12 protein-coding genes, 2 tRNA genes, 4 rRNA genes and 1 other RNA gene are annotated in these 21,484 nt (G+C 62.1%); 17 read left to right on the top strand and 2 right to left on the bottom strand.

All coding sequences use genetic code 11. From position 1 onward, the window contains the following. Positions 1 to 337: 337 nt before the first annotated feature. From ACZ50Q_RS24825 to ACZ50Q_RS24795, 7 genes are all read left to right on the top strand, one after another. Positions 338 to 1,868, top strand: a 16S ribosomal RNA gene (locus ACZ50Q_RS24825). 132 nt (positions 1,869 to 2,000) lie between these two features. Continuing rightward, positions 2,001 to 2,077 (top strand) — tRNA-Ile (locus ACZ50Q_RS24820). 24 nt (positions 2,078 to 2,101) lie between these two features. After that, a tRNA-Ala gene (locus tag ACZ50Q_RS24815) sits at positions 2,102 to 2,177 on the top strand. A 293-nt stretch (positions 2,178 to 2,470) separates the two neighbouring features. Next, positions 2,471 to 5,355 (top strand): 23S ribosomal RNA (locus tag ACZ50Q_RS24810). A gap of 200 nt (positions 5,356 to 5,555) precedes the next feature. After that, positions 5,556 to 5,668, top strand: a 5S ribosomal RNA gene (rrf, locus tag ACZ50Q_RS24805). A gap of 176 nt (positions 5,669 to 5,844) precedes the next feature. Beyond that, positions 5,845 to 5,957: ribosomal RNA gene (gene rrf / locus ACZ50Q_RS24800) — 5S ribosomal RNA — on the top strand. The 16S, 23S and 5S rRNA genes sit together here with 2 tRNA genes alongside, the layout of an rRNA operon. 163 nt (positions 5,958 to 6,120) lie before the next feature. Beyond that, the gene (locus ACZ50Q_RS24795) at positions 6,121 to 6,486 is read left to right on the top strand and encodes a DUF4870 family protein (RefSeq protein ID WP_076518844.1); all 366 of its coding nucleotides are present in this window, start codon (positions 6,121 to 6,123) and stop codon (positions 6,484 to 6,486) included. Between the two features lie 373 nt (positions 6,487 to 6,859). Here ACZ50Q_RS24795 and ACZ50Q_RS24790 read toward each other — a convergent pair whose 3' ends face one another. Beyond that, positions 6,860 to 7,138: an SWIB/MDM2 domain-containing protein gene (locus ACZ50Q_RS24790; RefSeq protein WP_006217453.1), complete on the bottom strand. Its 279-nt coding sequence runs from the start codon at positions 7,136 to 7,138 to the stop codon at positions 6,860 to 6,862. Between the two features lie 147 nt (positions 7,139 to 7,285). Between ACZ50Q_RS24790 and ACZ50Q_RS24785 the strand changes: the two genes are divergently transcribed. Then, positions 7,286 to 8,479, top strand: a complete 1,194-nt coding sequence (locus ACZ50Q_RS24785) for a M20 aminoacylase family protein (RefSeq protein WP_076518845.1) — start codon at positions 7,286 to 7,288, stop codon at positions 8,477 to 8,479. Next, entirely contained in the window at positions 8,475 to 9,554 is a 1,080-nt protein-coding gene (pyrC, locus tag ACZ50Q_RS24780) for a dihydroorotase (RefSeq protein ID WP_464082036.1), read from the top strand. Before ACZ50Q_RS24785 ends, pyrC begins: the two co-directional genes overlap by 5 nt. 117 nt (positions 9,555 to 9,671) lie before the next feature. On the opposite strand, the gene ACZ50Q_RS24775 is transcribed toward pyrC, so the two are convergent. After that, positions 9,672 to 11,498 carry an ATP-binding cassette domain-containing protein gene (locus tag ACZ50Q_RS24775; protein WP_076518846.1) on the bottom strand — a complete coding sequence of 609 codons (1,827 nt, stop codon included), beginning with the start codon at positions 11,496 to 11,498 and terminating at the stop codon, positions 9,672 to 9,674. A 126-nt stretch (positions 11,499 to 11,624) separates the two neighbouring features. Between ACZ50Q_RS24775 and rnpB the strand changes: the two genes are divergently transcribed. From rnpB to murD, 8 genes are all read left to right on the top strand, one after another. Beyond that, positions 11,625 to 12,030: RNase P RNA component class A (gene rnpB, locus ACZ50Q_RS24770), an RNA gene on the top strand. A gap of 353 nt (positions 12,031 to 12,383) precedes the next feature. Then, entirely contained in the window at positions 12,384 to 12,812 is a 429-nt protein-coding gene (gene mraZ / locus ACZ50Q_RS24765; protein WP_056322651.1) for a division/cell wall cluster transcriptional repressor MraZ, read from the top strand. A 7-nt stretch (positions 12,813 to 12,819) separates the two neighbouring features. Then, the gene (gene rsmH / locus ACZ50Q_RS24760) at positions 12,820 to 13,914 is read left to right on the top strand and encodes a 16S rRNA (cytosine(1402)-N(4))-methyltransferase RsmH (protein ID WP_092581287.1); all 1,095 of its coding nucleotides are present in this window, start codon (positions 12,820 to 12,822) and stop codon (positions 13,912 to 13,914) included. Further along, entirely contained in the window at positions 13,914 to 14,204 is a 291-nt protein-coding gene (gene ftsL / locus ACZ50Q_RS24755) for a cell division protein FtsL (protein WP_076518848.1), read from the top strand. Before rsmH ends, ftsL begins: the two co-directional genes overlap by 1 nt. Next, complete coding sequence (locus tag ACZ50Q_RS24750; RefSeq protein WP_464079835.1) at positions 14,201 to 15,931, top strand: peptidoglycan D,D-transpeptidase FtsI family protein; 1,731 nt, start codon at positions 14,201 to 14,203, stop codon at positions 15,929 to 15,931. Before ftsL ends, ACZ50Q_RS24750 begins: the two co-directional genes overlap by 4 nt. Next, positions 15,928 to 18,783, top strand: a complete 2,856-nt coding sequence (murF, locus tag ACZ50Q_RS24745) for a bifunctional UDP-N-acetylmuramoyl-L-alanyl-D-glutamate--2,6-diaminopimelate ligase MurE/UDP-N-acetylmuramoyl-tripeptide--D-alanyl-D-alanine ligase MurF (protein WP_464079834.1) — start codon at positions 15,928 to 15,930, stop codon at positions 18,781 to 18,783. Before ACZ50Q_RS24750 ends, murF begins: the two co-directional genes overlap by 4 nt. After that, complete coding sequence (gene mraY, locus ACZ50Q_RS24740; RefSeq protein ID WP_076518851.1) at positions 18,773 to 19,942, top strand: phospho-N-acetylmuramoyl-pentapeptide-transferase; 1,170 nt, start codon at positions 18,773 to 18,775, stop codon at positions 19,940 to 19,942. Before murF ends, mraY begins: the two co-directional genes overlap by 11 nt. Next, complete coding sequence (gene murD / locus ACZ50Q_RS24735) at positions 19,939 to 21,471, top strand: UDP-N-acetylmuramoyl-L-alanine--D-glutamate ligase (RefSeq protein WP_092581284.1); 1,533 nt, start codon at positions 19,939 to 19,941, stop codon at positions 21,469 to 21,471. Before mraY ends, murD begins: the two co-directional genes overlap by 4 nt. Positions 21,472 to 21,484: the final 13 nt, after the last annotated feature.

Raw genomic sequence — 21,484 nt, 5'->3', positions numbered from 1 at the left:
GATAAAAACTTCTTCATAATCTCGTTTCTCTGCTGCAACGACAGCGACGACGCAAAAGCGAAGTTGGCCGAAGTTGAAAGCAGAAGCAGTACAGAATTTAGCAGTGCCCGCTCTTTAACAATTAAACAACCGATAAGTGTGGGCGCTTGATGCGAGTGCGGCGGTTTGGGTTTCGGCCTTAATCGCAAGCACAAGAAATCAAGTGCTCACTAGAAGTGAAGTACCTTAGACGTCAAGTTTAAGAACATACCTCACTTCCTTTGAGTAGCGACGTATGACCTGGTTTGAATTGGCGTAAGCCAAGACGGACCAAGAATACGAAACAAATACAGAGATTAAACTGAAGAGTTTGATCCTGGCTCAGATTGAACGCTAGCGGGATGCCTTACACATGCAAGTCGAACGGCAGCACGGACTTCGGTCTGGTGGCGAGTGGCGAACGGGTGAGTAATGTATCGGAACGTGCCTAGTAGCGGGGGATAACTACGCGAAAGCGTAGCTAATACCGCATACGCCCTTCGGGGGAAAGCAGGGGATCGTAAGACCTTGCACTATTAGAGCGGCCGATATCGGATTAGCTAGTTGGTGGGGTAACGGCTCACCAAGGCGACGATCCGTAGCTGGTTTGAGAGGACGACCAGCCACACTGGGACTGAGACACGGCCCAGACTCCTACGGGAGGCAGCAGTGGGGAATTTTGGACAATGGGGGAAACCCTGATCCAGCCATCCCGCGTGTGCGATGAAGGCCTTCGGGTTGTAAAGCACTTTTGGCAGGAAAGAAACGTCCCGGGATAATACCCCGGGAAACTGACGGTACCTGCAGAATAAGCACCGGCTAACTACGTGCCAGCAGCCGCGGTAATACGTAGGGTGCAAGCGTTAATCGGAATTACTGGGCGTAAAGCGTGCGCAGGCGGTTCGGAAAGAAAGATGTGAAATCCCAGAGCTTAACTTTGGAACTGCATTTTTAACTACCGAGCTAGAGTGTGTCAGAGGGAGGTGGAATTCCGCGTGTAGCAGTGAAATGCGTAGATATGCGGAGGAACACCGATGGCGAAGGCAGCCTCCTGGGATAACACTGACGCTCATGCACGAAAGCGTGGGGAGCAAACAGGATTAGATACCCTGGTAGTCCACGCCCTAAACGATGTCAACTAGCTGTTGGGGCCTTCGGGCCTTGGTAGCGCAGCTAACGCGTGAAGTTGACCGCCTGGGGAGTACGGTCGCAAGATTAAAACTCAAAGGAATTGACGGGGACCCGCACAAGCGGTGGATGATGTGGATTAATTCGATGCAACGCGAAAAACCTTACCTACCCTTGACATGTCTGGAATGCCGAAGAGATTTGGTAGTGCTCGCAAGAGAACCGGAACACAGGTGCTGCATGGCTGTCGTCAGCTCGTGTCGTGAGATGTTGGGTTAAGTCCCGCAACGAGCGCAACCCTTGTCATTAGTTGCTACGAAAGGGCACTCTAATGAGACTGCCGGTGACAAACCGGAGGAAGGTGGGGATGACGTCAAGTCCTCATGGCCCTTATGGGTAGGGCTTCACACGTCATACAATGGTCGGGACAGAGGGTCGCCAACCCGCGAGGGGGAGCCAATCCCAGAAACCCGATCGTAGTCCGGATCGCAGTCTGCAACTCGACTGCGTGAAGTCGGAATCGCTAGTAATCGCGGATCAGCATGTCGCGGTGAATACGTTCCCGGGTCTTGTACACACCGCCCGTCACACCATGGGAGTGGGTTTTACCAGAAGTAGTTAGCCTAACCGCAAGGAGGGCGATTACCACGGTAGGATTCATGACTGGGGTGAAGTCGTAACAAGGTAGCCGTATCGGAAGGTGCGGCTGGATCACCTCCTTTCAGAGCTTATGTGCTCGTGTTAAGCGTCCACTCTTATCGGTTGTTTGATATAGCTGGGATCAGTTGTAGGCTTGGGTCGAGGGAATCTTCCCTGGGTCTTCAGCTTCCTGACTGCTGATCCGAGAAGGTTTTGGGTCTGTAGCTCAGTCGGTTAGAGCACCGTCTTGATAAGGCGGGGGTCGTTGGTTCGAATCCAACCAGACCCACCAGGTATTTCGCGGCAAGCGAAGTATGGGGGTGTAGCTCAGCTGGGAGAGCGCCTGCTTTGCAAGCAGGATGTCATCGGTTCGATCCCGTTCACCTCCACCATCGATTTTCAAGTCGCCTGGTAGATGTAGAGGCCAACTCATAGTGTCGTCATTAACGATCCTATGAGTTGGGTTTTACCCAACAGCTATATTTGTTCTTTAACAATCTGGAAGAAGCACAACGAAAATGTGTTCATCAAGTAATCAGCATTGCTGATGAAGATGGGCACGGGTTGTGATTGCATTAATTTTGTTCCAAGTTCTCAAGACAGGGGTGAATAACCTCAGACTGCTTTGAAACTTATGAACGGCACAAACGCTAATACTCAGGTCCTATAGCCTACAGCGTTATAGGATCAAGCGACTAAGTGCATATGGTGGATGCCTTGGCGATCACAGGCGATGAAGGACGTAGTAGCCTGCGAAAAGCTGCGGGGAGCTGGCAAACAAGCTTTGATCCGCAGATATCCGAATGGGGAAACCCACTGCAGCAATGCAGTATCCCTAGCTGAATACATAGGCTAGTGGAAGCGAACCGGGTGAACTGAAACATCTCAGTAGCTCGAGGAAAAGAAATCAACCGAGATTCCGAAAGTAGTGGCGAGCGAAATCGGAAGAGCCTTTACGTTTTAGCATGCAAGATAATCGAACGGAATGGAAAGTCCGGCCGTAGCAGGTGATAGCCCTGTAGATGAAATTTTGTGTGTGGAACTAAGCGTAAGACAAGTAGGGCGGGACACGTGAAATCCTGTTTGAAGATGGGGGGACCATCCTCCAAGGCTAAATACTCGTGATCGACCGATAGTGAACCAGTACCGTGAGGGAAAGGCGAAAAGAACCCCGGAAGGGGAGTGAAATAGATCCTGAAACCGTATGCATACAAACAGTAGGAGCCTCCTTGTGGGGTGACTGCGTACCTTTTGTATAATGGGTCAGCGACTTACATTCAGTGGCAAGGTTAACCGAATAGGGAAGCCGTAGCGAAAGCGAGTCCGAATAGGGCGATTCAGTCGCTGGGTGTAGACCCGAAACCAGATGATCTATCCATGGCCAGGTTGAAGGCACGGTAACACGTGCTGGAGGACCGAACCCACTAATGTTGAAAAATTAGGGGATGAGCTGTGGATAGGGGTGAAAGGCTAAACAAATCTGGAAATAGCTGGTTCTCTCCGAAAACTATTTAGGTAGTGCCTCAAGTATTACTGCGGGGGGTAGAGCACTGTTATAGCTAGGGGGTCATGGCGACTTACCAAACTATGGCAAACTCCGAATACCCGCAAGTACAGCTTGGGAGACAGAGCACCGGGTGCTAACGTCCGGACTCAAGAGGGAAACAACCCAGACCGCCAGCTAAGGTCCCGAATTATCGCTAAGTGGGAAACGAAGTGGGAAGGCATAGACAGTCAGGAGGTTGGCTTAGAAGCAGCCATCCTTTAAAGAAAGCGTAATAGCTCACTGATCGAGTCGTCCTGCGCGGAAGATGTAACGGGGCTAAGCGATAAACCGAAGCTGCGGGTGTGCACTTTTAGTGCACGCGGTAGGAGAGCGTTCTGTAAGCCTGCGAAGGTGGCTTGTAAAGGCTGCTGGAGGTATCAGAAGTGCGAATGCTGACATGAGTAGCGATAAAGGGGGTGAAAAGCCCCCTCGCCGTAAGTCCAAGGTTTCCTGCGCAACGTTCATCGGCGCAGGGTGAGTCGGCCCCTAAGGCGAGGCAGAGATGCGTAGCTGATGGGAAGCTGGTTAATATTCCAGCACCGTCGTACAGTGCGATGGGGGGACGGATCGCGGAAGATCATCAGGGTGTTGGATGTCCCTGTTGCTGCATCGAAGATGGCGCTTAGGCAAATCCGGGCGCGTAAATCAAGGGTGTGGCACGAGCGAGCATTGCTTGCGAAGTGATTGGAAGTGGTTCCAAGAAAAGCCTCTAAGCTTCAGCTGTACGAGACCGTACCGCAAACCGACACAGGTGGACGGGATGAATATTCCAAGGCGCTTGAGAGAACTCAGGAGAAGGAACTCGGCAAATTGATACCGTAACTTCGGGAGAAGGTATACCCCGGTAGTGTGAAGCGCCTGCGCGCTTAGCATGATGGGGTCGCAGAGAATCGGTGGCTGCGACTGTTTATTAAAAACACAGCACTCTGCAAAGACGAAAGTCGACGTATAGGGTGTGACGCCTGCCCGGTGCCGGAAGGTTAAGTGATGGGGTGCAAGCTCTTGATCGAAGCCCCGGTAAACGGCGGCCGTAACTATAACGGTCCTAAGGTAGCGAAATTCCTTGTCGGGTAAGTTCCGACCTGCACGAATGGCGTAACGATGGCCACACTGTCTCCTCCTGAGACTCAGCGAAGTTGAAGTGTTTGTGATGATGCAATCTACCCGCGGCTAGACGGAAAGACCCCATGAACCTTTACTGTAGCTTTGCATTGGACTGTGAACCGGCCTGTGTAGGATAGGTGGGAGGCTTTGAAGCGTGGTCGCCAGATCACGTGGAGCCATCCTTGAAATACCACCCTGGTTTGTTTGCGGTTCTAACCTTGGTCCGTTATCCGGATCGGGGACAGTGCATGGTGGGCAGTTTGACTGGGGCGGTCTCCTCCCAAAGTGTAACGGAGGAGTTCGAAGGTACGCTAGGTACGGTCGGAAATCGTGCTGATAGTGCAATGGCATAAGCGTGCTTGACTGTGAGACTGACAAGTCGAACAGGTGCGAAAGCAGGACATAGTGATCCGGTGGTTCTGAATGGAAGGGCCATCGCTCAACGGATAAAAGGTACTCTGGGGATAACAGGCTGATACCGCCCAAGAGTTCATATCGACGGCGGTGTTTGGCACCTCGATGTCGGCTCATCTCATCCTGGGGCTGTAGCCGGTCCCAAGGGTATGGCTGTTCGCCATTTAAAGAGGTACGTGAGCTGGGTTTAAAACGTCGTGAGACAGTTTGGTCCCTATCTGCCGTGGGCGTTGGATACTTGACGGAGCCTGCTCCTAGTACGAGAGGACCGGAGTGGACGTACCTCTGGTGTACCGGTTGTCATGCCAATGGCATTGCCGGGTAGCTAAGTACGGAAGAGATAACCGCTGAAGGCATCTAAGCGGGAAACTCGTCTGAAGATTAGGTATCCCGGGGACTTGATCCCCCTGAAGGGTCGTTCGAGACCAGGACGTTGATAGGTCGGGTGTGGAAGCGCAGTAATGCGTTAAGCTAACCGATACTAATTGCCCGTGAGGCTTGATCCTATAACACTGATGGTTATGACCTGGTGTATAGCGTTCCAAGTGTCGTTCAATACAAATTACTGGCTGCGCCGTCAGCAGCCAGCCAACACCAATTACACCCACTGTGCGTGATCATCGAGCTCAGGCTCTGACCACCACACGTTGCGCTTCTTCCAAGATTGGAGCCGTTGCCTTAACCTGCAACCGCTCAACCCGTTACGCCTGACGACCATAGCAAGGTGGTACCACTCCTTCCCATCCCGAACAGGACAGTGAAACGCCTTTGCGCCGATGATAGTGGACGGACGTCTGTGAAAGTAGGTCATCGTCAGGCTTTTATTGTGCAAACCCCCGTAGGTATACCCTGCGGGGGTTTGTTTTTAGTGAGAACCCAGAAGGTCGATTGCGGCTCAGTCCCGCACCCTTCTGCAGTGCGTCTGGCGCTAGGGTCTCGGTGCAGGATCCCGATTCGAACGGTTGACTCGGATGTCAACTGCTCAAGCAGCTACGCTTGACGACCTTAGCAAGGTGGTACCACTCCTTCCCATCCCGAACAGGACAGTGAAACGCCTTTGCGCCGATGATAGTGGACGGACGTCTGTGAAAGTAGGTCATCGTCAAGCTCTTACCCTCAAAGCCCCACCGGTACCCGGTGGGGCTTTGTCTTTGGCCCGCCTGTCGGCCTGCAAAGCCGCGCCAATGCTGAATGTGCCGAAATAACAACGCCCGTGGTCGGGGTGGCTTTGTGCGGTAAGATTGGTCGAGTCAATTCGTTGGAGCGTTATCGTGAGTGATCCCCAGACCCCCGTGCCCGGTACGACATTGGACCTGCGCACGTTGACCCACGTAGCCTACGGCTTGTATGCGTTGGGCTTCCTCACGAGTGGATTCCTGGGCATTGCCACGATTGCGGCCGTTGTGCTCATGTATCTCAAGCGCTCGGACGCCGCCGGCACGGTCTATGCCGGGCATTTCGACTGGCTCTTGCGCACTTTCTGGTGGGCGCTGCTGTGGCTGGCCATCAGCGGGATCGCGACGCTCATTTTCGTCGGCTGGATTGGCGTGGCCGCGACGATCGTTTGGGTGCTCTATCGACTGATCCGCGGCTGGCTGTCGTTGCTGGAAGGCAGCGCGCCCACGTCATACGCTTGATACGCGCAAGTCCGCCTGAAGGCCGGCGTCAACCCGAGCGTTGATGAGCGGTTCACCACAATCCCCACGTAGCGATCTGACGCTTCGTGGGGATTCTTCTTTTCAGGGGATCCGCTTTTTGCATCTCAGCGCGCTGGTCGGCCTATACGCCAAGATCTAGCGTACTGGCCGCGCTGGTGCCGTCAGGCGCATAGGCAAGCGCGTCACGCCTTGGGGATCAGGCTATGGCGGGTAGGGAGGGAAAGTCCACGAACGTGGCGATGATGGGGCAGGATGAGGGGACTTGCGAGATTGCGCCGAGCTCGCCCGGCAGTGAGCCAGGGCGTCGCGACAATCCAAAGGCAGGGACGTACGCCGTACGCCCTTTGCCTGCTTACTTCAGATGTGCGTTGACCAGTTTGGTCAGTTCGAACATCGTGACCTGATCCTTGCCAAAGATCGGGCGCAGCTTGGCATCGGCGTTGATGTTGCGCTTGTTGCTGGCATCTTGCAGGTTGTGCTTCTTGATGTATTCCCAGATCTTCTTGGTGACCTCGGTTCGCGGCACGGCTTCCGAGCCGATGACGGCGGCCAATTCGGCGCTGGGGGTCAGGGGCTTCATGAATGCAGCGTTCGGCTTGCGCGCGGTCGCGGGTTTGGAGGTTGTGGCCATAATGCGGCGCTCCTTCTCTGGCTGTTGGAAAAATTGTCCTGCGGCCGGAGCATAACGTGTCTCTCCCCTAAAGACAAAGGCATTTATCCTCTGTAGCAACTAAAATGCGCAGACCGTCCCCTCTATCACGTCATTCTGTAACGTCCTATGTACGCACGATCTCCGTTGGAATCGATTCGGCTTTTTCATGACGAATTGACGGCGCTGCGGCGCGATTTGCATGCCCATCCCGAGCTTGGCTTTGAAGAAGTCCGCACCTCGGGCATTGTCGCGGGCTCGCTACAGGCGCTGGGCATCGAGGTGCATCGCGGGATCGGGAAGACCGGCGTGGTGGGCGTCATTCGCGGCAAGCGTTGCGATAGCGGGCGCATGATCGGTCTGCGCGCCGATATGGACGCATTGCCGATGACCGAGGACAACACGTTCGGGCACAAGTCCACCAAGCCCGGTCTGATGCATGGCTGCGGCCATGATGGCCATACCGCGGTGCTGATAGGGGCGGCGAAGTATCTGGCGCAGACGCGAAATTTTGATGGCACCGCCGTGTTGATTTTCCAGCCGGCGGAAGAAGGCCGTGGTGGCGCGCGCGCCATGCTGGAAGATGGCCTGTTCGATACCTTTCCGTGCGATGCGATCTATGCGCTGCATAGCTGGCCGGGATTGAAGCCCGGCACGATTGGCATCAATCCGGGGCCGATGATGGCTGCGGCCGACCGCTTCGAGATACTGATCACCGGTCGAGGCGGGCATGGCGCGCATCCCTACCAGACGATCGACCCAGTGACGATCGCCGGGCAGATCATCACTGCGCTACAGACCATCGTGTCGCGCAATGTGAATCCGCTGGATTCGGCCGTGCTGTCGATCGGTTCGGTGCAGGCCGGGCATCCCGGCGCGATGAGCGTCATCCCGCGTGAAGCGCGGATGGTCGGCACCGTGCGGACGTTTCGCAAGTCGGTCCAGGAAATGGTCGAGACGCGCATGCGCGAACTGGTAAGCGCGATTGCCGGCGCTTTCGGCGGCACTGCGGAAGTCGTGTATGAGCGCATCTATCCCGCAACCTTGAATACGCCCCAGCACGCCAACCTGGTAGCCGACATCGCGACCGAGATGATCGGCAAGGAGAACGTGGTGCGCGACCTGGTACCCTCGATGGGTTCCGAGGATTTTTCGTTCATGCTGCAGGCCAAGCCGGGCGCCTATTTCCGCCTGGGCCAGGGCGGGGCCGATTCCGGCTGCCTGTTGCACAACCCGAATTTCGATTTCAACGATGCCGTCATTCCCCTTGGCAGCGCACTGTTCTGCGCGCTGGCTGAACGGGGCATGCCGCTGGCAGATTAAGAAGCCTTCCATGTCTACTCAAAGCACGACTCAACTTACGATCACCCGCCCCGACGATTGGCACCTGCACCTGCGCGATGGCGCTGCGCTGGAAGCCGTGGTGGCGGATACGGCGCGCCAGTTCGCGCGGGCCATCATCATGCCCAACCTGAAGCCGCCGGTCACGACCACCGAGCAGGCGCTGGCCTATCGCGGCCGCATTCTGGAGGCGCTTGCGAAGACGGACGTCAATCCGGACTCGTTCACGCCGTTGATGACGCTTTACCTCACCGACAACACGTCGGCGGAAGAGATCGTGCGCGCGCATGAATCGGGCCAGGTCTATGCGGTCAAGCTGTACCCGGCGGGCGCGACGACCAATTCGGACGCGGGCGTGACCGATCTGCTGGGCAAGTGCACGAAGGCGCTGGAAGCGCTGCAGGAATGCGGCATGCCGTTGCTCGTGCATGGCGAAGTGACGGACCCGTCGATCGACGTGTTCGATCGCGAAGCGATTTTTGTTGAACGCGTCATGAAGCCGTTGCGCCGCGCCTTTCCGGCATTGAAGGTCGTGTTCGAGCACATCACGACGAAAGAAGGGGCCGAGTACGTGCGCGACGCGGAGGGTCCGATTGCGGCCACGATCACGCCGCAGCATCTGCTGTACAACCGCAACGCGATCTTCCAGGGCGGCGTGCGTCCTCACTGGTATTGCCTGCCGATCCTGAAGCGTGAGACCCACCGCCTGGCGCTGGTCGAGGCGGCAACCAGCGGCAGCCCGCGGTTTTTCCTTGGCACGGACAGCGCGCCGCACGCGCGTGGGCTGAAGGAGCATGCCTGCGGTTGCGCGGGGTGCTACACCGCGCTGCATGCGATGGAGTTGTACGCCACGGCGTTCGACGCGGTGGGCAAGCTGGACAAATTGGAAGGCTTTGCCAGCTTCCACGGCCCGGACTTCTACGGTCTGCCGCGCAACAACGGCACGTTGACGCTGTCGCGCGAGACTTACCTGGTGCCCGACGAATTGGCGTTCGGCAATACGACGCTGGTGCCGTTGGCCGCCGGCGAGGCCCTGGGGTGGCGCGCCCACGTCTGAACGCGGACCGGAGCGGGAACGCGGGCAAGCGGCCCGCGAAAAAAGACAGGGGTGAGCGGCTGTGCCGGTCACCCCTATTTCATCGCGTCGCGTTGTTCTATTTATATAGAGGCGATCTCAGAGCGTGCCGTCGCGCCGCGCTTCCAGGAGTTCCCAGCGCGCGAACTTCTCTTCGAGTTCGGCTTCCAGCTTGGCCAGTTCGCTGTTGATGCGTTCGACTTCCGCCGGGGCGTCGCGATACAGGCTGCCGTCCGCGAGCTTGCCCGCCAGTTCGGCCTGCTGGGCCTCGAGCGCGGCAATGGCGTCCGGCAGGCCTTCGAGTTCGCGCAGGTCCCAGGCGTTGATCTTGCCCGCTTTGGCGGGTTTGGGGCGCGCCACCTTCGCGCGCGCTGCGCTGTCGTCGGCAGGCTTGGCCGCCTTGTCGGCGTCGGCTGGCGCGGCGGCAGGCGCCGGGCGCTGGGCGACCCAATCATCGTATCCCCCGACGTAGTCGCTCCAGTGGCCGTCGCCCTCATAGGCGATGGTCTGCGTCACCACGTTGTTGAGGAAGGCCCGGTCGTGGCTGACCAGCAGTACGGTGCCCGCGTATTCTTGCAGCAGTTCTTCCAGCAACTCCAGCGTCTCGATGTCCAGGTCGTTGGTGGGCTCGTCGAGCACCAGCACGTTGGCCGGGCGCGCGAACAGCCGCGCCAGCAAAAGTCGGGCGCGTTCCCCGCCGGACAGGCTGCGTACCGGCGAGCCTGCTCGGGCGGGCGAGAACAGGAAGTCGCCCAGGTAGGTCATCACATGCTTGCGCACGCCGCCGATCTCGACCCATTCGCTCCCCGGGCTGATGATGTCGACGAGGGAGGCGTTTTCGTCGAGCTGCGCGCGCATCTGGTCGAAGTAGGCGACCGCGACGTTGGTGCCCAGGCGCGTCGTGCCAGTGTCGGGCTGCAGCTCGCCGAGGATCAGCTTGAGCAGGGTGGTTTTGCCGGCGCCGTTGGGGCCGATGATGCCGATGCGATCGCCGCGAAAGAGGGTTGTGGAGTAGTCGTCCACCACGATCTTGTCGCCGAAACGCTTGCCGACGTGTTCGAGTTCGGCGACGAGCTTGCCGGAACGTTGGCCTTCGGCCAGCGCGAGCGACACGTTGCCGACGCGCTCACGGCGTTCGGCCCGCTGCACCCGCAGGCTTTCCAGGCGGCGCACGCGGCCTTCATTGCGCGTGCGGCGCGCTTCGACGCCTTTGCGGATCCAGACTTCCTCTTGCGCCAGCAGCTTGTCGAACCGCGCCTGCTCCAGCCGCTCGGATTCCAGCCACTGGGCCTTGCGTTCCTGCCATTGCGAAAAATTGCCCGGAAAGCTCAGCAGGCGGCCGCGGTCGAGTTCGACGATGCGGGTGGTCACGGCATCGAGGAAGCGGCGGTCGTGGGTGATGATGACCGCGGCGCCTTTCCAGGTGCGCAGCATCTCTTCCAGCCAGGCGATGCCTTCGAAGTCCAGATGGTTGGTGGGCTCGTCGAGCAGCAGCAGATCGGGCTCGTCGACCAGGGCGCGCGCGAGGGCGACGCGCTTGCGCGTTCCACCGGACAGGCCGGCGATCTGGACGTCCGCCGGCAGACCCAGCTTTTCGAGCACGGCGCGCGCACGCGAGGGGCGCTGCCAGTCTTCGTGGTCGCCTTCCACATTGCATACGACGTCAAACACCGTGGCGTCGTCGTTCAGTTCGGGTTCCTGTTCGACGGTGGCGACGCGCAGGCCGGAACTGCGTGCGATGGCGCCGTCGTCGGGTTGGGTGCGGCCGTCAAGCAGCCTGAGCAGCGAGGACTTGCCCGCGCCGTTACGGCCGATGAGGCCGATGCGCTCGCCGGCCTGGATGGCGAAGTCAGCGTGGTCCAGCAGCGGATGGTGCCCATACGCGAGTTGGACGTCGGTCAAGGTGATGAGAGTTTCGAGGGCCATGTAGTGAGAGTGTCTGCGGCAACGGAGCGGATCAACGCGTATTGTCGCAGGAACCGCCGGGCCGGTTGCGCGGGCGCAGGCGGTCGTGGGGGACGGGGCGGCCGGCTGTAATAGAATACGGGCTGCAAGGCGGGTCGGACGATCGCGGCGGGCGCAAGCCCGTCGAGGAAGGTCCGGACTCCACAGGGCAGGGTAACGGCTAACGGCCGTCCGGTTGCGTCTTCGGGCGCGGCTGAGGAATAGGACCACAGAGACGAGACTGCGGCGCGGGCGCGTTTTGCGCGCACCGATACGGCCATCTCCGTATTGCGCCATCCGGCAACGGGCGGCGGCATCGCAGGGTGAAACGCGGCAACCTCTATCCGGAGCAACATCAAATAGGCATGCGTGCGGCCTCACGGCCGTGAAGGGCGGCTCCGTCCTAGCATGCGGGTAGATGGCTACAGCGGCTCAGCAATGATCCGCGCAGAGGAATGATCGTCCGCCAGGGCAACCTGGTGTACAGAATCCGGCCTATAGACCCGTCTTGCATTGAATTCCGTTCGCGCGCGGGTCTCGAGGACCGCGCGCGGCCTTTTGGCGCCGATCGCGCCAATTCGATCCCGCTCCGGGGGTGCCAACCTGCTGGCAGGCCGCGCGAGCCGGAAGGATCGGGCCGGCGTAAGGCGGTAGGCGGCCCCCATTAGCCGCTACTTCTGAAGTAGGACTTTTAGAGTATGTCGCAACCTCCTGATTTATTGGGAGGTTTTTCTTTTTGCGCATTTACATGTTGATCTAAGTCCTTGTTGTGATTGAAAAAATTGCAACCACGCGCTTGACCGCCCCATTGCCATACCGTAGAGTGGGAAATAGTAGGAAATTGTGCAATTAAGTGGGGTAAATGTGGTGTTTCAGGGAAGCAGCGCGCTCACGCTGGATGCCAAGGGACGGATCTCCATTCCGACCCGGCATCGTGACGCGCTCATGTCGCAGGCCGAAGGCCGGCTGACCCTGACCCGCCACCCCGACGGCTGCCTGCTGGTGTACCCGCGGCCCGAGTGGGAAAAGAAGCGCGAACAGATCGCCGCTTTTCCCATGACGGCCCGCGCACTGCAGCGGCTGTTGCTGGGCAACGCGCAGGACGTGGAACTGGACGGCTCCGGCCGGGTTCTGATCGCTCCTGAGCTGCGCAACGCTTCCGGTATGACGCGCGATGTGATGCTGCTCGGTCTGGGCTCGCACTTCGAGCTGTGGGACGCCGCTACCCTGGCCAGCCGCGAGGCTGAAGACCTGGCCAAGGGTATGCCGGATGTGTTGAACCAGTTTTCGTTCTGAAAGAGTTATGGAATTCGAACATCGGCCCGTTCTTCTGGCGCCGACGGTGGACGCGCTTTTGCTTCCCGGCTTCGGGGGCAAGGGCGCGGCGCGGTCGCAGCCGCAGGATGGGCTGGATGTGGCCACGCGTATCGAAAGCGGCGTCTTTGTGGACGGCACTTTCGGTCGCGGCGGCCACAGTCGCGAGCTACTCAGCCGCCTGGGAAAGCAGGCGCGGCTGATCGTGTTTGACAAGGACCCGCAGGCCATTGCGGTCGCCGATGCGTTGGCGGCGCAGGATCCGCGGGTCACGGTCGTGCATGGGGGCTTTGCCACCATGGCGGAAGAATTGCAGCAGCGCGGCATCGACAAGGTCGATGGCGTGATGCTGGATCTGGGCGTTTCGTCGCCTCAGATCGACGATGCCGAGCGCGGCTTCTCGTTCATGCGAGACGGCCCGCTCGATATGCGGATGGACACCACTCGTGGTCCCACGGTGGCGGATTGGCTGGCGCAAGCCAGTGTGGATGAGATGCGGGAGGTCATAGCGGATTATGGCGAAGAACGGTTTGCTTTTCAGGTTGCAAAGGCGATTGCTGCTCGCCGCGCAACAAGGCCGCTGCGCACCACGCTCGAGCTTGCCGAGTGCGTCGCCAGCGCCGTCCGCACGCGCGAAAAGGGGCAACATCCGGCCACACGCACCTTTCAAGCTTTACGGATTTACATCAATCGGGAACTCGAAGAGCTCGCGCGCACCCTCGCGGCAGCTTTAGACCTGCTTGCCCCGGGAGGGAGGTTGGCGGTGATCAGCTTTCATTCGCTCGAAGACCGCATGGTCAAGCAATGCATCGCGGCGGCGGCTCGTCCGGCCGCCGCGCATGCACGCCTGCCGCTGCGCGAAAGCGAAATGCCCCAGCCTGTTCTGCGTTCCCTGGGCAAGGTCGTTGCCGAAGACGCTGAAGTCTCGGCAAACGCCCGTGCCCGCTCGGCCATCCTGCGTGCGGCCGAGCGCACCGAAACCCCGCTGCCAGCCGAAGGCGGCCTGGCTTTCGTGAAGACCGGTTCGCTGCCCGGCAGCGACCTCGTCCCGCCGCGGCGCGGTGGCAAGGGGGGGCGCCGGTAATGGGTCGCGTCAACCTGATCGTTGCGGCTTTGCTGATGCTGTCGGCCATTTCCCTGGTCACCAGCCGGTATCAGTCGCGCCAGCTCTTTGTTGAGCTGGGCCGCGATCAGGCGCACGCTCGCGACCTGGAAACCAACTGGCGGCGCTTGCAGCTCGAGCGCGCTGAACTGGCCCGCAATGCGCGGGTCGATGCAATTGCGCGTGACGGACTGAAGATGATCTCCATCGTCCCGGATCGCACGCTCTATCTGAACCAGGCGCCCGTGCCGGCCGCCGGAGGGGCGCAATGAAGCGCGTGCCCTTCTTCGACAATCCCGTTCTGCGCGGACAGTTGCCCACGTGGCGCGCCCGCCTGGTGCTGATCCTGCTGTTCGGCGGATTCGTCGTGCTGGCCGGCCGCGCGCTGTTCCTGCAGGGGCTGTCGACGGAGTTCCTGCAGCAGCAGGGCGAACGCCGCTATGAGCGCACGCTGACACTGGCCGCCACCCGCGGCAAGATCCTGGACCGCAATGGCGCGGTGCTGGCCTCGAGCGTGCCGGCGCGCGCCATCTGGGCGATTCCCGAAGACGTGAAGCAGGCGACGCCCTCGCAGGTCGATGCGCTGGCCAAGCTGCTGGACGCGCCGGCCGCCGACCTGCGCCGTCGCCTGGTGGATGAGGACAAGAACTTCGTCTACCTGAAGCGCCAGGTCTCGATGGACGTGGCCGACAAGATCAAGCAGCTCGGCTTGCCTGGCGTGCACCAGCAGCCCGAGACGCGCCGCTACTATCCGGACGGCGACGTGATGGCGCACGTGGTGGGCTTCAACAGCGTCGAGGACCAGGGCCAGGAAGGCGTCGAACTGACGTTCAACCAGCAGTTGTCGGGTCGTCCCGGCAGCCGCCGCGTCATCAAGGACCGGCTGGGCCGCGTCATCGAGGACGTGCAGGCCGTGACCTTGCCGGTGGATGGCCGCGACCTGCGCCTGTCCATCGATACCCGCCTGCAGTACCTGGTTTTCAAGGAATTGAAGGACGCCGTTGATAAGCACCAGGCCAAGGGCGCAACTGCCGTGGTCGTGGACGTGCACACGGGCGAGATCCTCGCGCTGGCCAACGTGCCGACCTTCGACCCGAACAACCGCGATACCTTCCATGGCGCCAACCTGCGCAACCAGGCCATCACGGACACGTTCGAACCCGGCTCCATCATGAAGCCGTTCACCGCGGCGTTGGCGCTGGATCTTGGCCGCATCACCACGTCGACGCTGTTCGAGACGGGCAATGGCCGCTTCAACTATCAGGGCAGCACGATCAGCGACGTGAGCCGCAACGGCACGCTGGACGTGGCGGGCGTGCTGCGCAAGTCCAGCAATATCGGCATGACCATGATCTCCGAGAAGCTGGAATCCCGCGAAATGTGGGATCGCTTCACCGAGCTCGGGCTTGGCCAGGCGCCGCAGATCGGATTTCCTGGCGCAGCGCCCGGCCGGTTGCGTCCCTGGGAGCGCTGGCGCCTGATCGAGAAGGCCACCATGGCTTATGGCTACGGCCTGTCGGTGTCGCTGCTGCAGGTGGCGCGCGCCTACACCGTGTTCGCCCGTAATGGCGACATGGTGTCGCTGACGCTGGTCAAGCGCGACAGCGATCCGACCAGCGTCAAGATCTACACGCCCAAGACCACCGCGATGGTGCGCGCCATGTTGGAGGCCGCCGCAGGCCCCGAGGGCACGAAGGCGGCGCAGGTGCAGGGCTACCGCGTGGCCGGCAAGAGCGGCACGGCGCGCAAGATCGTGGACGGCAAGTACAGCACCCAGCGGTACCGGAGCTCGTACGTGGGCTTCGCCCCGGTGTCGGAGCCCAAGATCGTGGTGGCCGTGTCCATCGACGAGCCGACGGTCGGCGGTTACTACGGCGGCGCGATCGCCGCACCCGTGTTCTCCCATATCGTGGGGGGGAGCCTGAGGCTGATGGGGGTGCGGCCCGACGCGCCGTTCGAATCCACGATTGTTGCTGGTATCAAGGAGCCAGGCAGATGAGCGCCAAAGGCTTCCTCTCTGCTCCTGTCGCCACGGTTGCTGAAATCGTGGCGTGGTTGCATTCGCGCGTGTCGCTGACCGCGCATCTCAAGCTGGATTCGCGCGACATCGAGCCCGGCGACGTATTCGTCGCCTGCCCGGGCCTGTCGAGCGACGGCCGTCTCTATATAGAAAAGGCGTTGGCGCTGGGCGCCAGCGCGGTGCTGTTCGAAGCGCCCGCCACTGATGCGATGGCGGCGGGGGCGAGCGATGCGGCCTTGCTGCCCGTGACCGGATTGCGGTCGCTGCTGGGCGAACTGGGCGATACCTGGTACGGCCGCCCGTCGGCCGCGCTGGCGGTAGTGGCCGTGACCGGCACCAACGGCAAGACGTCCTCGGTGCAGTGGATTGCCCACGCGCTGAGCCGCAACGACAAGGCTTGCGGCACCATCGGCACGCTGGGCGCCGTGCTGCCCGACGGGCAGACGCTGGGCGGCGACCTGACGACCCCCGATGTGCTGACCGTGCATCGTACGCTGGCCGCGATGCGCGACGCCGGCGCGAAGGCCGTGGCGATGGAAGCGTCGTCCATCGGCATCGAGCAGGGCCGCATGGACGGCGTGCGCGTGGCGCTGGCCGCCTTTACGAACCTCACGCGCGACCATCTGGACTACCACGTCACGATGGAGCGCTACGAAGAAGCCAAGGCGCGTCTCTTCCGCTGGCCCGGCCTGACCGCCGCGGTGATCAATGCCGACGACGAGGCGGGACGGCGGATGCTGGCAAGCCTGCCGGACGGCGTATCGCCGATGGGCTACAGCCTGAGCGAAGATCCCGCCATTCCCGCCGCGATGCGCGCGCGCGATCTGCAGGCGACGTCGCAGGGCCAGATCTTTACGCTGGTGTCGCCGCACGGCGAAGCCCAGATCGTGACGCGCCTGCTGGGCGCGCACAATGTATCGAACCTGCTGCTGGTGGCGGGCGTGCTGTACAAGCTGGGCCTGCCGTTTGCGCAGATTGCCCGCGAGCTTGCCGCGACCGACCCCGTCGACGGCCGCCTGCAGACCGTGGAGCCGGCCGTGAACTCGCCGTCCCATGCGATACGCGGGCCGCTGGTGGTGGTGGATTACGCCCACACGCCGGACGCGCTGTCCCGTGCGTTGCTGGCGCTGCGGGCGGTCGCCACGGCGCGCTCCGGCCGCCTGGTGTGCCTGTTCGGCTGCGGCGGCGAGCGCGATCCGGGCAAGCGCCCGGTCATGGGCGCCATTGCCGCGGAGCTGGCCGACCACGTGGTGGTGTCCAGCGACAATCCGCGCACCGAGTCGGCCGAGGCCATCGTCCAGCAGATTCTGACGGGCATTCCCGAAGCGGCGCGTGCGGACGTCGAAGTCGACCGCGCCCGCGCCATCATGCAGACGATCTGGGCGGCTGGCCCGGAAGACGTGGTGCTGCTGGCCGGCAAGGGTCACGAGACCTATCAGGATATCGGCGGCGAAAAGCTGCCTTTCGACGATCGCGAATGGGCGCGCCTGGCGCTGCTGCTGCCGCAGGTGCCGGGCGTGTCCACCGACACGCGCCGCATCGGCGAGGGAGAGCTGTTCGTCGCGCTGGTGGGCGAGAACTTCGACGCGCACGAATACCTGGACCAGGCCGCTTCGCGCGGCGCCTGCGCCGCCGTCGTCGCGCATCGCGTGCCCGATGCCGGAATGCCGCAGCTCGTCCTGGGCGACACGCGGGTTGCGCTGACGCGCATCGGCGCCGCCTGGCGCGCGCGCTTTTCGCTGCCCGTGGTGGCGGTGACCGGCAGCAACGGCAAGACGACCACCAAGGAAATGATTTCCGCCATGCTCGCCCAATGGCAGGGCGAGGCGGGACGCCTGGCCACCGCCGGCAACCTGAACAACGACATCGGCGTGCCGCTGACCTTGCTGCGCCTGCGCGCCGAGCACCGCGCCGCCGTGTTCGAGTTGGGCATGAACCATCCTGGCGAGATCGCGCAGTTGGCCGCCATCGCGGCGCCCACCGTGGCGCTGGTCACCAACGCGCAGCGCGAGCACCAGGAATTCATGCACACCGTCGAAGCGGTCGCGCGCGAGAACGGCGCGGCGATTGCCGCGCTGCCGGCAGACGGCGTCGCGGTGTATCCGGGCGACGAACCCTACTCGGACATCTGGGACGCGCTGGCCGCACCGCGCCGCGTGCTGCGTTTCGGGCTGCAGCCGGGCCTGGACGTCTATGCGGAACAGATCATTGCGGAAGTGGATGCGACGCGCTGCCGCGTCGTGACGCCCGTCGGCGTCGCGGACCTGATGCTGCCGGTGCCCGGACTGCACAACCTGCGCAACGCGCTGGCCGCCATCGCCAGTGCGATCGCCGCGGGTGCGCCGCTGGAAACCGCGGTGCGCGCGCTGGCCGGATTCAGCCCGGTGGCGGGCCGCATGCAGCACAAGCGAATGGGTGACGGAACGTTGCTCATCGATGACACCTACAATGCCAACCCCGACTCGGTTCGCGCGGCCATCGACGTGCTTGCGCGCATGGCCGGCAAGCGCGTCCTGGTGCTGGGCGACATGGGCGAAATCGGGGACAACGGCCCCGCCATGCATGCCGAGGTGGGACATTACGCGCGCGAGCATGGGCTCGACGCATTCATCACGCTAGGCGAAGCCAGCCGGGCGGCCGCCGCCGCATTCGGCCCTGGCGCGCGCGCCTGCGCATCGGTAGACGAAGTCGTTGCCGCCTTGCGCGGCCTGCGCCCGTCCTGCGTATTGGTAAAAGGATCGCGCTTTATGCGCATGGAGCGGGTAGTGACGGCTTTTTCTTCGAATGACGGTACGACGGCCTCGGGGCAAGGAGAGCAGCATGCTGCTTGAGATCGCCCGGCTGCTTTCCGACGATGTGCGCGCCCTGGGCGTGTTCGAATACATCACCTTGCGCGCCGTCCTGGCATGCGCGACGGCGCTGGTGATCGGCCTGCTGGCGGGGCCGCGCGTCATCCGCAAACTGACGGAAATGAAGATCGGCCAGGCCGTGCGCAGCTATGGCCCCGAAACGCACCTGGTCAAGACCGGCACGCCGACCATGGGCGGCGTGCTGATCCTGATTTCCATCGGCATCAGCACCCTGCTGTGGGCGGACTGGACGAACCGCTTCGTGTGGGTCGTGCTGCTTGTCACCTTCGGCTTCGGCTGGATCGGCTGGCGGGACGACTACCGCAAGGTCGTCTATCGCGATCCCGAAGGCATGCCCGCGCGGCAGAAGTTCTTCTGGCAAGCCACGATCGGCATCGTGGCGGCCGTGTACCTGGCGTTCGCGGTGTCCGCGCCCGCCAATACCGAACTGTGGCCCCTGTTCAAGGCATGGGTGGGCAGCGGCTTCACGATGGCGTTGCCGACGCGCGCCGACCTGATCGTGCCGTTCTTCAAGACAGTGAGCTATCCGCTCGGCGTGCTCGGTTTCGTGGCGCTGACTTGGGCGGTGATCGTGGGCACCAGCAACGCGGTGAACCTCACCGACGGCCTGGACGGCCTGGCCATCATGCCTACCGTGATGGTCGGCAGCGCGCTGGGCATTTTCGCCTACGTGGTCGGGCGCGTGGACTATTCGAAATATCTGCTGTTTCCGTACATCCCCGGCGCATCGGAATTGATGGTGCTGTGCGCGGCCATCGGCGGCGCGGGGCTCGCATTTTTATGGTTCAACGCGTATCCGGCGCAGGTATTCATGGGCGACGTCGGCGCGCTGGCGTTGGGCGGCGCGTTGGGCACGATCGCGGTCATCGTGCGCCAGGAGATCGTGCTGTTCATCATGGGCGGCGTGTTCGTCGTCGAAACCCTTTCGGTGATGATCCAGGTGACCTGGTTCAAGTACACGAAGCGACGTTATGGAACAGGTCGACGCATTTTCCGCATGGCGCCGTTGCATCATCACTTTGAAGTCGGTGGCTGGAAGGAAACCCAGGTCGTCGTGCGTTTCTGGATCATCAGCATGATGCTGGTGCTGATTGGCCTCTCTACCTTGAAGTTGCGATGACGATGATGGAAACCTCCCGCGCTGACGCGCCGCTCGTCCTGATCCTCGGATTGGGTGAGACGGGTGTCGCCGCCGCACGCTGGTGCGCCCGCCAAGGCGCCCGCTTGCGCGTGGCCGACACGCGCGCCGAACCGGGAGGACTTGCCGCGCTGCGCGACGCTCTGGCGCAAAGCGACGTGGAATACCGCCTGGGTTGCGAGGACTCCTTCGCGACCGACCTGCTGGACGGTGTGACGCAGGTCGTGCTCAGTCCCGGATTGGCGCCCACGCAGGCGCCCGCCGCCGACGTGCTGCGCGAGGCCGAGGCCCGCGGCATCGAAGTCGTCGGCGAGATCGAACTGTTCGCGCGTGCGTTGGCGGATCTGGCCGCGACGCGCGAATACCGCCCGCGCCTGCTCGCCGTGACGGGCACCAACGGCAAGACCACGGTCACCGCGTTGACTCGTCAGCTCGTCGAAGCCAGCGGCCTGACGGTGCTTGCGGCCGGCAACATCAGCCCCGCGGCGCTGTCCGCGCTGATGGACGCGCTGGACACGGAATCGCTGCCGCAGGTGTGGGTGCTGGAGCTGTCCAGCTTCCAGTTGGAAACCACGCGCACGCTGATGGCCGATGCGGCCGTCGTGTTGAACGTGACCCAGGACCATCTGGACTGGCACGGCGGCATGCAGGCCTACGCGCAGGCCAAGGCGCGTCTCTTGAAGATGGCGCGCGTCGCGATCGTGAATCGTGACGACCCGCTCACCGTCGATATGGTGCCGTCGCTCAATGCCATGACCGTGCGCAGTTTCGGTCGCGACGTGCCGGAGCTGGTGGGCGACATGGGCCTGGATCTGGGACAGGGCGTCGCCTGGCTGGCGTCTTGCGAACCAAACGATTTCGACGAGCCCGCGCCGCCCACGCGGCGCAAGAAGGATGCGCCCGAGCCGGTGCGCGCCAAGGGCCGGATGAGCCGCCTGATGCCCGTGGACGCCTTGCGCATCCGCGGCATCCACAATGCCTTGAATGCGCTGGCGGCGCTGCAACTGGCCCGCTGCCTGGATCTGGGCTGGGGCGCCATGCTGCGCGCGTTGCGCGAGTACGCGGGTGAACCGCATCGCGCGGCGTTCGTGCGCACGATCGGCGGCGTCGACTACATCAATGACAGCAAGGGCACCAACGTGGGCGCCACCGTGGCCGCGCTGGAGGGCCTGGGGCAACCCGTCGTGCTGATCGCGGGCGGCCAGGGCAAGGGGCAGGACTTCTCGCCGCTGATCCCCGTGGTCTCGCGCCATGCGCGCGCCGTGATGCTGATCGGCGTCGACGGCCCCGAGATCGGCCGCGTGCTCCACGCCACCGGGGTCCAGTGCGTGACGGTCGAAACGCTGCGCGACGCCGTGCGTGCCGCGGCCGACCTGGCGCAGCCGGGCGATGCGGTACTGCTGTCGCCGGCCTGCGCCAGCCTGGACATGTTCCGCAACTACCCGCATCGCGGGCAGGTATTCGTGGAAGAGGTCGAAGACCTGGCCCGCGATCGTGGGGAGGTGGCATGAACCGCAGCGCCGC

This window comes from Achromobacter sp. T5-5 (assembly GCF_055397965.1).
This window is presented reverse-complemented; position numbering and strand designations above follow the sequence as displayed.

Bases quoted from the DNA above. Each gene is read 5' to 3' on its own strand.
- ACZ50Q_RS24790 (WP_006217453.1), bottom strand. From the start codon at position 7,138: ATGGCCACAACCTCCAAACCCGCGACCGCGCGCAAGCCGAACGCTGCA.
- ACZ50Q_RS24785 (WP_076518845.1), top strand. From the start codon at position 7,286: ATGTACGCACGATCTCCGTTGGAATCGATTCGGCTTTTTCATGACGAA.
- ACZ50Q_RS24775 (WP_076518846.1), bottom strand. From the start codon at position 11,498: ATGGCCCTCGAAACTCTCATCACCTTGACCGACGTCCAACTCGCGTAT.
- rsmH (WP_092581287.1), top strand. From the start codon at position 12,820: ATGGAATTCGAACATCGGCCCGTTCTTCTGGCGCCGACGGTGGACGCG.
- ftsL (WP_076518848.1), top strand. From the start codon at position 13,914: ATGGGTCGCGTCAACCTGATCGTTGCGGCTTTGCTGATGCTGTCGGCC.
- ACZ50Q_RS24750 (WP_464079835.1), top strand. From the start codon at position 14,201: ATGAAGCGCGTGCCCTTCTTCGACAATCCCGTTCTGCGCGGACAGTTG.
- murF (WP_464079834.1), top strand. From the start codon at position 15,928: ATGAGCGCCAAAGGCTTCCTCTCTGCTCCTGTCGCCACGGTTGCTGAA.
- mraY (WP_076518851.1), top strand. From the start codon at position 18,773: ATGCTGCTTGAGATCGCCCGGCTGCTTTCCGACGATGTGCGCGCCCTG.
- murD (WP_092581284.1), top strand. From the start codon at position 19,939: ATGACGATGATGGAAACCTCCCGCGCTGACGCGCCGCTCGTCCTGATC.